The sequence below is a fragment of the Acetobacter garciniae genome (genome assembly GCF_017377735.1).
Lineage (GTDB): Bacteria > Pseudomonadota > Alphaproteobacteria > Acetobacterales > Acetobacteraceae > Acetobacter > Acetobacter garciniae.
In genome coordinates, this window is the sequence record NZ_JAFVMH010000002.1 from 127,142 (window position 1) to 139,286 (window position 12,145).

The window sequence follows — 12,145 nt, forward strand, 5'->3', positions numbered from 1 at the left end:
CGGCCGCCGGTCGAGGGGCGTGTATTTTTCTCTTTCTTTCTCATCAGCCGCCTCTTTCCGTCTTCCGGTTCGCTGAGACATCCTTCCCTACGGGCAGGAAAATGGGCGCTGCCAGAGGCTATGGGCCCTATGGCGATCCATTTGCCTGGAAATGTTTGCGGAACATGGATTTTCGGGCTTGTGTCCTGTTTTAACCGGTGTTAAAACGCCCCCACTTCAGCCGTTAAGGCTGTAAGGGCGCATAGCTCAGTTGGTAGAGCAGCTGACTCTTAATCAGCGGGTCCAAGGTTCGAGTCCTTGTGCGCCCACCAGATTTCCCTTTCACATAATAATCTGGTGTTGGTCCCGGCCTTTGGGGTCGGGCGGGATGCATTATCCCTATCTGCCGATCGGCAGACACTATCAAAAACATGAGCAGGGCGTGGCTTTTGCCCTCGAATGCAGGTTTTACGCCGCTGATAAGCAGGCTTTGCCCTTTACGGAGCGGCCGGGCTGATGGACACTCCCTGGGCGCATTCCAGTGGAGGGGCTTTCATGCGTCGGTGGGTGTTTCTGTTTACGGGTTGGGGCGGTCTGGTGCTGGCGTGCACCCTGGCGGGTCAGGTCTTGCCGCATCCAGCCATGGCGGAGGATGCGCCTTATGCGAGCGATCTGTCCCACATGCCGCAATATGCCCCGGCCTACCACGCCATGATGCAACTGCCCGACTGGGCACGGAGCGGTGCGGCAGTTTCGGCCCCTGTGGGCAGCATAACCCTGGCGGGACATGCCTATATTGTGGGGCATTTGTGCAAACCGCATGACTGCGCTGACAACCAGATGGAAGTCATTTTTTCGCGCGACGGCAAGGGGGCGTGGGGGTTGTTGACCTACAAGTCCGGCCGAACCCTGTATCAGATGCCGTTTGGCAGTCCCGATGACGTCATTCTGGCCGCACTTCATGCCTCATACCGGGCCAATAACCCCGACAGCCCCTGAACGCGGTCCATCCGGCATTATGTGTTTTGGAAAATGACCACGGGGAATAATGGGTTTGCCTTGCTGGTGCCGGCAGGTTTGTGCGCAGGTGCGTTTTCGAACCGGGCTGGTGTCTCGAAAAAACGCGGCAGGGTGCCTATATAAAAACCATGACAGTAAGGCAGGGTGATCTTTTCGCGCCAGAACCTGGCAAGGTCGTTGTTCCGGCGGATCTGTGGGACAGGCTGGCCCGATCGGCGTTCCGGAGCAAGTTTTCGCTCGATCAGGCGGACAGGGCCTATCTGCGCCAGAAGGGGCTGGACACCGTCATGGAGCATGGGCGGGATTTCATTGCCCGCAGGCTGGCTCCCGCCCAGCCGGCGCGGGATGGGCGGCAAACGCCGTGGAAAGGCCATCCGATTTTCGTGGCGCAGCATGCCACGGGCACGTGCTGCCGGTCCTGCCTGCAAAAATGGCATGGCCTGCCCAAAGGGCGTGCGCTTGATCCTGCGGAACAGCAGCAGGTGCTTGCGGCACTGGCCGAGTGGCTGAGGCGCGAATTACGTAAACATCCGTAGAAGATTATTTTTAAAAATATAAAGCTAAATAGCAGGATTTTTTACCTGCTCAGGGACTGTCTCAAAATCTGTTCCCCGATATATCGCATCAATAGATAAAAGTTTTTGGTGAAGCTTTTTTCAAAAAGCTTCAAGGAACGTCACCTTTTTGAAAAAAGGCGACACCCAAAAGCTTTTATCATTTCCCCTCTGATTGGTCAGGACGCCGGGGCCTGACGGTCCATCAGCAGAGATGTCACGGCTTTCTTGAACGGTGCGAAGCGGTCCGCCAGTTGCAGCCCGACCTGGCGCAACTGGCGGAAAGGCGGTCCGTCATGGGTGTAAAGGGTTGCAATGCCGTTCGTGCCCGCAAAAAGCGGGGCCGTGGCAAGACGGTGCTGGCGCTCAAAGCGGCGGAGTGCAGCGGCGTTCCCGGCGTCACCCCCTTGGGCGATGGCGGCTCTTACGGCCTGGACCAGTGTTTCCTGCCCTTTCAGGCCAAGGTTGAAGCCATGCGCCGTAATGGGGTGCATGCCCACCGCGGCGTCCCCCACCAGGGCCATGCGCCGCGCCGTGAAGCGATGTGCGTAAACACCCTTGAGCGGATAGAAATGCCGCGTGCTGACCAGGCGCATCGCCCCCAGCCGGTTGCCCACGCGCTGCATGACCTCGGCATTGAAAGCCGCCCGCGGCATGGCGGCCAGACGGCGGATGTCGTCATGCGGCAGGGTCAGCACCAGCGAGGACGCCATGCCGTTGACGGGCAGGAGGGCGATGGTCTGCCCTTCATCGAACCATTGCAGGGCCACATTATGGTGGGGCGACTCATGCGCCATGCGGCACACCAGGATGGAGCGGTCGAAATCGTGAATGATCGCTCCTATGCCCGCCCGCTGCCGTGTGGGGGAAAAGCGGCCATCTGCTGCAACCACCAGTGCGGCGTTGATCTGCCCGCCCGAATGGTGGACAGCGGCGAAATCCTGCCCCTGCCGTATGGTCGCAACTTCGGTCTGCGGAAGCAGGGTAATGCCAGGATGGTCGAGGGCCGCGGAAAACAGTGCCCGGCGGATATGGTGGTTGGACACCAGCCACCCCAGCGCGTCCACACCATGGCCCTGCGTGTCGAACCGCAGGGGATGGCGGAAATTCCCCGTCTCGATCCGGGCTTCCTTCAAGGGGCAGATCACGGCGGGGGGAATATGCTCCCACGCCCCGGCTTCCTTGAGCAGACGGACGGAATGATGCGTCAGGGCAATTTCACGCCCGTCAAAACGGGGTTCTTCCCACACGCTGGCCGGGGCGCGTTCCAGCACGCTTACGCGCAGGCCCGCCTGGGCCATGCTCAGTGCGGTAGCCAGCCCTACGGGGCCGCCGCCGATAACGGCGACATCTGTCCGGGTGGGGGCGTGTGCGGCGGCGTGGGAGACGGGCATGGCGGTTCAGTCCTTGTCCGCGCTGAAGGTGACGGGCGCACCCTGCCAGCGGGCGCTGAATGCCGCAGGGTCGGGGCGCGCTGGTGCGGGGTGGGGGTTATCGGGGGTGCCGACAAAAATGAAACCCGCCAGCCGGTGGGGGGCGGCAAGCCCCAGTTCGGTGGCAAGCACGGGGTCCTGCGTTACGGGGCCTGACACCCATATGCCGCCAAAGCCCAGCGCGTGCAGCGCGTTGAGGATATTCATGGCCCCCGCGGCCACGGCCATTTCCTGTTCCCAGAGCGGTATCTTATGGCCCACGCGCAGGTGCATGCCCAAAGCGATGGTCATGGGCATGGTGGCAAAACGCGTCCGGCGCTTGGTCAGGTTGAATTCAGGCGTCTGCGGGTCGAGGCGGAGCATGCTGTCCACGACTTTCTGCGCGAACAGGGGGCGGGCTTCGCCTTCGATCACAATATAGCGCCACGGCCGCAGGCGACCGTGATCGGGTGCGCGCAGGGCTGCGGCCAGAATCTGCTCAAGCTGTGCGGCCGACGGGGCGGGGTCCGCCAGCCGGTCGGTCGAGGCGCGGGAGAGCAGAACGTCCATCGGTGTTGCGGCGGTCATGCGAAAGGTCCTCTGCAACCGGCTTTTGCCTGTATGGCCTGGGGCCAGGGGGCGTGCTTTGGTGCGTGCCTGACCGGGCTTACCACGGGGCGGCCCGTGGGGCCTACCCCTAGGGCACGCCCGGTAGGGTCAGTGCGCGAAGATCGGCAGCACCTTGCCACCAAGCAGATGCAGGTGGAAATGCGGCACTTCCTGCCCGCTATTGGGCCCTGCATTGGTTATAAGCCTGTAGCCGCCCTCTTCAAGCCCCTGTTCGCGGGCAATCTCGCCGGCTGCGCGCATGACACCGGCAATTTCCTCGGCCGGGGCAGTGGCACTGAAATCCATGAAGGAGACGTATGGGTTTTTGGGAATGATCAGGATATGGACCGGAGCCTTGGGCGCGATATCGTGAAAGGCCAGGACCCATTCGTTCTCGAACACCTTTTTGCAGGGAATTTCGCCGCGCAGGATCTTCGCAAAAATATTCTGCGGATCGTAGGGGCCTTTTCCGTTCACGGCCATGGGCTCATCCTTTCCTTGCCGGGGTGGAACTGGTGCGTGATGCTTTTTCGGCAATGCCGCTCGTGCCTTCGCGGCGGCGCAGTTCGGCCCAGACCTCATCCGGGGTGACGCCTGCATCCACCCACAGGACAATCAGGTGGTAGAGCACGTCCGCACTTTCGGCCACGAACATGTCGTGCCGTCCCGCTACGGCCTCAATCAGGCATTCGACGGCTTCTTCACCGAATTTCTGGGCAATCTTGTAGGTGCCGCGCGACAGCAGCCGGGCCGAATGGCTGACCGTGGGGTCCGTGTCCTTGCGTTCCTGCACCACCGTATACAGTCGGTCCAGCACCGCACTGCTGGCCTGCGGAATGACGGCGTGGGCCGTCTCACCCACGCTGGCGGTGGCGGCCTTGTCCTTCTTGGGCTTGACGGCCTTGGCGGGCTTGGGCGGGGCTTTGCTTTCAGCCTTGGAGGGAGCTTTTTTGATCATGGTGGCGGACAGACCTGCACAGGAGCTAGAAAGGAGGGGGCGACGGGCGGACAGGCAGGCCCGCATCGGCCAAGGCTGTCTTGACCTGCGCGACCGTGAACTGGCCGAAATGGAAAACGCTTGCGGCAAGCAGGCCGGTTGCACCTGCCTGCGCACCGTCCACAAAATGTTCGAGTGCCCCCACCCCGCCCGAGGCGACAATAGGCAGGCGCACGGCCCCGGTAGCCGCGCGCAGCAGGTCGAGGTCGAAGCCCGAGCGCGTGCCGTCACGGTCCATGGAGGTCAGCAGGATTTCACCAGCGCCGCGCTCGGCCACTTCGCGGCACCAGTCTATGGCGTCACGCCCGGTGGCGGCGCGCCCACCCTGGGTGAACACTTCCCACTTGCCGGGTCCGGTCTGGCGGGCGTCAACCGCTACCACCACGCACTGGCTGCCGAACTTGCGGGCCGCTTCGTTCACAAGGTCCGGGCGGGCGACGGCGGCGGAATTCATGGCGCATTTATCCGCCCCCGCCAGCAGCAGGCGCCGCATGTCCCCCGTGCTGCGCACGCCCCCGCCCACGGTCAGGGGCAGAAAGATCTTTTCGGCCGTGCGGCTTACCACATCGAAAATCGTGTCGCGGTTTTCATGGCTGGCGGTAATGTCGAGAAAGGTCAGTTCATCCGCACCGGCCGCGTCATACACCGCCGCCTGTTCGACCGGGTCGCCCGCATCGCGCAGGGAGACGAAGTTGACCCCTTTGACAACCCGCCCGTTCTTGACATCCAGGCAGGGGATGACGCGCAGCTTCAGCATGCGCTGAGCACCCGCAGCGCTTCGGCGGGGGACACCCGGCCATCGTACAGCGCGCGGCCGACGATCACGCCTTCAATACCCGGTGCGGTCCGCGCGGCTTCGTGCAGGGCGGCCAGATGGGCGATGGTGCCCACGCCGCCACTGGCGATAACGGGCACCTGAACCGCCCGGGCCAGGGCCACGGTCTGCTCGATATCCAGCCCTTCAAGCATGCCGTCGCGGCTGATCTCGGTAAAGATGATGGCAGCCACCCCCGCATCCTGCATGCGCAGGGCAAGTTCGGTCGCTTCCATGTCCGAAACCTCGGCCCAGCCTTCGGTGGCGACGCGGCCTGCGCGCGCATCGATCCCCGCCACGATACGACCGGGGAACGCCTTGCACGCCTCGCGCACCAGTTCAGGGTTCTTGACCGCGACGGAGCCCAGGATCACGCGGGTAATGCCGGTGGACAGCCAGGTTTCTATGGCCTTCATGTCGCGCAGCCCGCCCCCCAGCTGCACGGGCAGGTTCGTGGCCTCGATAATCGCGCGAACGGCGGGGGCGTTGACGGAAGACCCCGCGAACGCGCCGTTCAGGTCCACCACGTGCAGCCACCTGAACCCCGCCGCCTGCCACGCGCTGGCCTGCGCGCCGGGGTTGTCGGAATAGATCGTGGCGTCGTCCATCTCGCCCCGGCGCAGGCGCACGCACGCACCGTCCTTGAGGTCGATCGCGGGATAGAGGGTCAAGGGGCGGGCCGGGGGGGTGGCTGAAGGCATGGTCATGATATGGAACGGGGCTTTATTTCGATGGGTGTGTGGCGTGTCAGGGGCCGGGCTGGTCGATGCGGAACGGCGGCGTGCTGTCCAGCAGCTTGGTGTAGAACAGGCCGCGCAGGGTTTCCTCCCCCACGCGGGCGTAAAAGGGATGGCACCCCCATTGTATGAATCCTGCGCGTTCGAACAAGGCCGCGATATCGACCCGGGTTTCGGGCACATCCACGTTCAGCACGCGAAAGCCCATGTTGCGCGCGGCACTTTCCACTTCCTGCAACAAGAAGGCGCCAAGCCCCTTGTGGCGGGCATACGGGGCCACGAACAGATGGGCCAGTGTCACGCACATGGCCTGAAGTTCGTTATTGCGCGGCGTGCGCACAAGCTGCGCCCCCCCCACGATGACACCGTCGAGCCTGACGGCGAACAGCATGCGTTCGGGCACCAGCAGAAGGCCGCGAAAATAGCGTTCGAGCACCTGCCGCCCCTGGGGTTGCAGCCAGCCGAATCCGCCATCGTCCAGAATGGCGGCATCCACTGCCTCGCACAGGGCCTGCAGGTCGTCTTCATCGAGGGAGAGAATGCGCTGGACGCGCGAGTTCTTGTGCATCAGGGCGACACCCGTGGCTCCCACCGCAGAAAATTGGCCAGGATCTTCAGGCCCACTGTCTGGCTTTTTTCAACATGGAACTGCGTGCCCGCCACATTGTCCTTGCAGACAATGGCCGGAACGCTGCCGCCGTAATCCGTGGTCGCGACCAGGGTGTCCGCCGGTGTGTCGCGCAGGGCGTAGGAATGCACGAAATACCCGTGCGGGGCATCGCCCAGCCCTTGCAGCAACGGGTGTTCGGGCTGGTGCAGGTCCAGTTCGTTCCAGCCCATCTGCGGCAGGCGCAGGCCGGGTACGTCCATGGGGGCGATCTCCCCCCCGATCCAGCCGAAGCCGGGGGTGACACCATGTTCAAGCCCGCGTTCGGCCATAAGCTGCATGCCCACGCAAATGCCCAGAAACGGCGTGCCTGCCGCGACCGAGTCCATGATGGCGTCCTTCAGCCCCGGCGTGGCCTCCAGCCCCTGCGCGCAATCGGCAAAGGCCCCCTGCCCGGGCAGGACGATCCGGTCGGCCGCGCGCACTTCGGATGCGACATTGGTAATGACGACGCTGGCCGCGATACCGGCAAGCTCCGCCGCCCGCGCGCAGGCCCGCGCGCAGGAGGCCAGGTTACCCCCTTCGTAATCGATAACGGCGATGGTGAGAGGCTGGGTCATGAAAACCCTCTTGCTGGTCTGATCGAGGACGCGCGCGGCGCGACGTCATGGAAATGCGAATGATCCTGTCCGCGGCAGACAAGCCCGGGCCGGTTGTCTTTGCGGTTGCCGGCCCCGGCCATGGCAGACAGCTTACAGGACTCCCTTGGTGGAGGGAATGGCGCTGCCCGCGCGCGGGTCGGGTTCGGCAGCCATGCGCAGGGCACGGGCCAGCGCCTTGAACGCGGCTTCGGCAATATGGTGGCAGTTCTGCCCGGCTTTCTGGTTCAGGTGCAGGGTCAGCATACCGGCCATGGCGAAGGCGCGAAAGAACTCCTCCACCAGTTCGGTATCCAGTTCCCCGATGCGGTCACGGTCGAAGCGGGCGTTGAATGCCAGGAACGGGCGGCCTGACAGGTCTACCACCGCTTCGCACAGGGCTTCATCCAGCGGGATCAGGGCCTGGCCGAACCGGCGCACGCCGCGCTTGTCGCCCAATGCCTGCTTGAACGCCTGGCCCAGCGCAATGCCGGTATCTTCCACCGTGTGGTGGCCGTCGATATGCAGGTCACCCCGCACGGCCACGTCCAGATCGAACAGGCCGTGCTTGGCCAGGGCCGTCAGCATGTGGTCGAAAAAGCCGATACCGGTTTCAACCTTTGCCGTACCCGTGCCGTCCAGGGTCAGGGCGATGGCGATATCGGTTTCGCTGGTGGCGCGATGAATGGTGGCTTGGCGTGGTGCTGTCATGGTGAGCCGCTTATAGCCCAACAGGCCGCGCAATGCCATCGCGACCGATGGGCGATGAACGGCCCATCAATGGACGGGCACGGCGCGTTCAAGCTCGGCCAGCCAGAGCCGGGCATTGCCGTCGGATGGGGCGCGCCAGTCCCCCCGGGGGGAAAGGCTGCCGCCGGCCATCACCTTGGGGCCGTTGGGCATGGCCGAACGCTTGAACTGGCTGGTGGCGAAAAAGCGGTGGAGAAACACCCCAAGCCAGTGGCGTATTTGCGCCAGGTCGTAGGCGTTGCGGTCTTCGGGCCTGAAACCGGGCGGCCAGGCACCTTGATCGGGGTCCGCCCAGGCCCGTTCGGCCAGAAACGCCACGCGGGCGGGGGAAAAGCCGTGGCGCAGGATATAATACAGTGCGAAGTCATGCAGCGCATAAGGGCCGATGATGCTTTCCGTCTTCTGCCCGCCATTGGCGCCGGTGGGCACCAATTCGGGCGATATTTCCGTAGCCAGCACAGTCTCCAGCACGGCGCTGACAGGGGGCGGAAAATGGCCCGACGCAATGCACCAGCGAATAAGATGCTGGATCAGTGTCTTGGGCAGGCCGGCATTGACATTGTAATGGGCCATCTGGTCGCCCACACCGTAAGTGCACCAGCCCAGGGCCAGTTCCGACAGGTCGCCCGTGCCGATCACGATCCCGCCATGCTGGTTGGCCAGGCGGAACAGGAAATCCGTCCGCAGCCCGGCCTGCACGTTTTCGAACGTGATGTCATGCACGGCCTCCCCTTTGGCGAAGGGGTGCCCGATTTCGCGTAGCATCAGGGATGCCGCCGGGCGGATATCCAGTGTCTGAGCATGGATTCCAAGCCCTGCCATCAGCGCGTTGGCGCTGGCCAGGGTTTTGTCCGTGGTGCCAAAGCCCGGCATGGTATAGCCGCGTACCGCCTGGCGCGACCAGCCCAGTTCATCCGCCGCGCGCACGGCCACCAGCAGTGCGTGGGTGGAGTCGAGCCCGCCGGAAATGCCGATCACCATGCCCGTGGCCCCACTTGCCTTCAGCCGCTGCTTGAGGGCGGAAACCTGGATGGTGAAGGCTTCAAAACAGTCCTGTTCCAGCCGGGCGGGGTCGGCGGGCACAAAGGGAAAGCGCGAAACCCCGCGCCGCAGGCCGATATCGCCCATGGGGGGGGACAGCGTAAAGCCGATCCGGCGCCAGCCCTGCCCCGGCGGGGTGGTGGTCGGGGCGGTCGCATGCGCATTGGCGCTGAAACTGCCGGTCTGCATGCGTTCGTGGCGCAGCAGGGCCAGGTCTATATCGGCCACCACACTACGCCTGCCGGTGGGGAAACGATCGCTCTGGGCCAGCAGGACACCGTTTTCGAAAATGGCGGTCTGGCCGTCCCACGCCAGGTCGGTGGTGGATTCGCCCTCTCCCGCCGCTGCGTAAAGATAGGCGGCCATGCAGCGGGCCGACTGCGAAAGGCACAGCATGGTGCGGGTTTCGGCCTTGCCCACCGTGATATCGCTGGCCGAAAGATTGGCAATGACCGTGGCTCCCGCCAGGGCAGCAGCGGTTGACGGGGGGGCAGGCACCCACATGTCTTCGCAAATTTCCACGCCCAGGCAGAATCCGGGCAGGTCGCGGGCTTCGAACAGAAGGTCCACCCCGAACGGCACGGCCTGGCCCCCAAGGCAGAGACTCTCCCCCCTGACGGAAGCACCCGGCGTGAAATGGCGCAGTTCGTAGAATTCGCGGTAATTGGGCAGATAGCTCTTGGGCACAATGCCCAGGATTGTGCCCCGATGCAGGATAACGGCGCAGTTATACAGGCTATGCCGGTGGCGCAGGGGCGCACCCACGACAAGTACGGGGGCCAGATCGGCAGTGGCCTCGGCCAGCCCGATCAGGGCTGTCTCCACCGCGTCAAGCAGGGCGGATTGCTGCAACAGATCACCGATCGCATACCCGCTCAGCCCCAGTTCGGGGAACACGCACAGGGCAACGCCGTCCTGCGCGCAGGTGGTGGCGGCGTCGAGCACATGGGCCATGTTGGCCTGCGGGTCCGCCAGGGCCACGGGCAGCGTGCAGGCCGCGACACGGGCAAAGCCCTGATGATAGACCGATCGGAAGAAGGACGAAGGCAACATGTGTTCCTTTCCTGCCGGGAACGGGTGCGACGCAGTTTGCCCTGATTAGCAGGGAGCAAAAAATTCCGCCAATAAACAAGAAAGAGCGGTGCCGCGGCCGGGATCTGCCGGAGGGTAAAAAAAAGACCGCACAGTCATTTTCCCTCTTGCGTGTTTCACCCTTCGCTCGTAGAAGGAGCCCATCTGATGCGGGCGTAGCTCAGGGGTAGAGCACAACCTTGCCAAGGTTGGGGTCGTGGGTTCGAATCCCATCGCCCGCTCCAGATTTTTCCCAGGAAAATGAGACGATTACGAAAAAAGCCACCGCAAGGTGGCTTTCGTCGTTTCAGGCTGTGGCTACCACCGGGCTATCACCGATTCAGGGCGCGCGATATCGGGCTGTGCGCCCAGGCTCCCGGCCAACGGCGATTCCTGGCGGTGCCTTGGGGAAGTGTTCTGGTCTCTTTCGACCACCGGCGTAAATGAGCACCGTCGGACAGCGCATGCCAAACACCCCTTTCCATCTCAAGGGGTGAGTGCTGCTTTCCGCCCTGGCCGACCAGGCTACTCATGCTCACGGGCCGGGGTCGGGCGTTTTTGTGCAGCCCTGACATAGCCCGCGGTTAACGGCTGCTGAGCCTAGTTCAGTTTGAGGCGCAGAATGTCCTGCCCGGATTCAAACCGGGTTCCGTACGGTTCGGAAAGAGCAAGGATCTTTTGCTGTATTCTGTGACTGTCCGCGCCGCTCGCCAGGTAAGGTGCGCCGCGTTGATGTGCGGAAAGCCCCAGGCCCAGAGTTACCGGGTAAATATCGACGGCTTTCAGCACGCCATCTTCGAAATGGCAGATGGGCATCATGCTGTCCCAGAAGCGTTGGTCGGACGGAAAGCCCTTGGTATCATTTTCGCTTCGGCCTTTATAAAGGCGGTGTGGCGTCATGTCGGGGGTGTAGCGGAACGCCCTGTAGGAATCCATGGGCAGGCGGGAAACCAGTTCGTTCTGCCCGATAAAATTCCCCAATCCATGAAAAATGGGCCTGCCTTTGTACAGCTCCGTTCCGCGCAGCAGATGGGGGCCGTGACAGACAACAAGCGTTGCACCCGCCTCGATGGCTGCATGGGCAAAGTCGCGCAAAAACGCGGCCGGTACCTCGATATCGGGAATACCCGCGGCATTGTAGTCGCTCTCATGCGCATGGATGCTGACCACAACGACATCGGAAACCAGCCTGGCTTCTTCTACCCATTTGACAATGTCCGCAACATCCTGCGGGTTCGGGCGTGTCTGAATCCGTGTCTGGCTGGCCGCCTTGAACTGTAACCCGTCAAATGCCAGCGTGTCTTGCGCAGGAGGGAAGGAAAATCCCTGGCGGATTTTTTCATCCAGAATGGCTTGCAGTCCCAGCCGTTCGTAGATGCCGCGCAACTGCTCCAGTTCGGTCTGTGTCACCTGATAGGATTTCTGGTAGCGCAAGGGGTTGATACCGGGCCTGCCTGCCATGAGACCGGTCTGTTCTGACGCTTCCTGCCCCCGTGCAAAAGTGGACGTGCACGAAACAAGGCTGACTGTACCTGCAGCGGTCGTGGCGTAGGCAGGTTGGCGGGCTTCTTCCAGGTTGGTGCCGATACCCGCGTACACCATTTCCCGCTCATTCAGGGCCGCGATCATTTTGCGCAGACCGGAAATACTATAGTCCAGGCTATGGTTGGTTGCCGCGGCATAAAGGTTGAAGCCTGCGTCATTCAGTTCGTCCAGCACCCAGCACGGGGCGCCGAAATGCGTGCCGCCATGGTCCAGCGCCGGATCGCCCTCAAAGTCATTTGAAACGAACTCAAGGTTTGTAAAGCTGACATCGCATTCGCGAATCAGGTTGAAGAGCGGGGCGATATGGGGATTCTGCTGGCTGTTCAGCCGCCGGAACAGGATTGAATCACCCGTCAGGGACAAGCGCATGG

At 63.0% G+C, this 12,145-nt stretch carries 11 protein-coding genes, 2 tRNA genes and 1 pseudogene; 4 read left to right on the forward strand and 10 right to left on the reverse strand.

Annotation, left to right across the window (positions count from 1 at the left end; all coding sequences use genetic code 11):
• Positions 1 to 235 precede the first annotated feature (235 nt).
• The 3 genes from J2D77_RS04520 to J2D77_RS04530 all read left to right on the forward strand — a co-directional run bounded on the left by J2D77_RS04520 (position 236) and on the right by J2D77_RS04530 (position 1,535).
• Positions 236 to 311 (forward strand) — tRNA-Lys (locus tag J2D77_RS04520).
• A 184-nt stretch (positions 312 to 495) separates the two neighbouring features.
• Entirely contained in the window at positions 496 to 978 is a 483-nt protein-coding gene (locus J2D77_RS04525) for an Ivy family c-type lysozyme inhibitor (protein ID WP_207845125.1), read from the forward strand.
• Between the two features lie 149 nt (positions 979 to 1,127).
• Entirely contained in the window at positions 1,128 to 1,535 is a 408-nt protein-coding gene (locus J2D77_RS04530) for a DUF4186 domain-containing protein (RefSeq protein ID WP_207845126.1), read from the forward strand.
• Between the two features lie 197 nt (positions 1,536 to 1,732).
• Here the strand turns inward: J2D77_RS04530 and ubiM are convergent, their stop codons facing one another.
• From ubiM to J2D77_RS04575, 9 genes and pseudogenes are all read right to left on the reverse strand, one after another.
• Positions 1,733 to 2,947 (reverse strand): 5-demethoxyubiquinol-8 5-hydroxylase UbiM, encoded by a 1,215-nt coding sequence (ubiM, locus tag J2D77_RS04535; RefSeq protein ID WP_207845127.1) that lies wholly within the window; start codon positions 2,945 to 2,947, stop codon positions 1,733 to 1,735.
• A gap of 6 nt (positions 2,948 to 2,953) precedes the next feature.
• Positions 2,954 to 3,553 carry a nitroreductase family protein gene (locus tag J2D77_RS04540; RefSeq protein WP_230975516.1) on the reverse strand — a complete coding sequence of 200 codons (600 nt, stop codon included), beginning with the start codon at positions 3,551 to 3,553 and terminating at the stop codon, positions 2,954 to 2,956.
• A 129-nt stretch (positions 3,554 to 3,682) separates the two neighbouring features.
• A complete protein-coding gene (locus J2D77_RS04545; protein ID WP_207845128.1) occupies positions 3,683 to 4,057 on the reverse strand; it encodes a histidine triad nucleotide-binding protein in 375 nt (124 codons plus the stop codon).
• Positions 4,058 to 4,061: 4 nt separating this feature from the next.
• Complete coding sequence (locus J2D77_RS04550; RefSeq protein WP_207845129.1) at positions 4,062 to 4,532, reverse strand: phosphoribosyl-ATP diphosphatase; 471 nt, start codon at positions 4,530 to 4,532, stop codon at positions 4,062 to 4,064.
• A 25-nt stretch (positions 4,533 to 4,557) separates the two neighbouring features.
• Positions 4,558 to 5,328, reverse strand: coding sequence for an imidazole glycerol phosphate synthase subunit HisF (gene hisF / locus J2D77_RS04555; RefSeq protein ID WP_207845130.1), 771 nt, complete (start codon positions 5,326 to 5,328; stop codon positions 4,558 to 4,560).
• Positions 5,322 to 6,690: pseudogene (hisA, locus tag J2D77_RS17605) on the reverse strand (1-(5-phosphoribosyl)-5-[(5-phosphoribosylamino)methylideneamino]imidazole-4-carboxamide isomerase). The gene hisF and the pseudogene hisA overlap by 7 nt, the downstream one beginning before the upstream one ends.
• A complete protein-coding gene (gene hisH, locus J2D77_RS04565) occupies positions 6,690 to 7,349 on the reverse strand; it encodes an imidazole glycerol phosphate synthase subunit HisH (protein ID WP_207845131.1) in 660 nt (219 codons plus the stop codon). The pseudogene hisA and the gene hisH overlap by 1 nt, the downstream one beginning before the upstream one ends.
• Before the next feature lie 132 nt (positions 7,350 to 7,481).
• A complete protein-coding gene (gene hisB, locus J2D77_RS04570) occupies positions 7,482 to 8,078 on the reverse strand; it encodes an imidazoleglycerol-phosphate dehydratase HisB (protein ID WP_207845132.1) in 597 nt (198 codons plus the stop codon).
• Between the two features lie 66 nt (positions 8,079 to 8,144).
• Positions 8,145 to 10,211 carry an NAD(+) synthase gene (locus tag J2D77_RS04575; RefSeq protein WP_207845133.1) on the reverse strand — a complete coding sequence of 689 codons (2,067 nt, stop codon included), beginning with the start codon at positions 10,209 to 10,211 and terminating at the stop codon, positions 8,145 to 8,147.
• Positions 10,212 to 10,399: 188 nt separating this feature from the next.
• Here J2D77_RS04575 and J2D77_RS04580 point away from each other — a divergent pair.
• Positions 10,400 to 10,474, forward strand: a tRNA-Gly gene (locus J2D77_RS04580).
• 355 nt (positions 10,475 to 10,829) lie between these two features.
• Here the strand turns inward: J2D77_RS04580 and J2D77_RS04585 are convergent.
• Positions 10,830 to 12,143 carry a CapA family protein gene (locus tag J2D77_RS04585; RefSeq protein ID WP_207845134.1) on the reverse strand — a complete coding sequence of 438 codons (1,314 nt, stop codon included), beginning with the start codon at positions 12,141 to 12,143 and terminating at the stop codon, positions 10,830 to 10,832.
• Positions 12,144 to 12,145 lie beyond the last annotated feature (2 nt).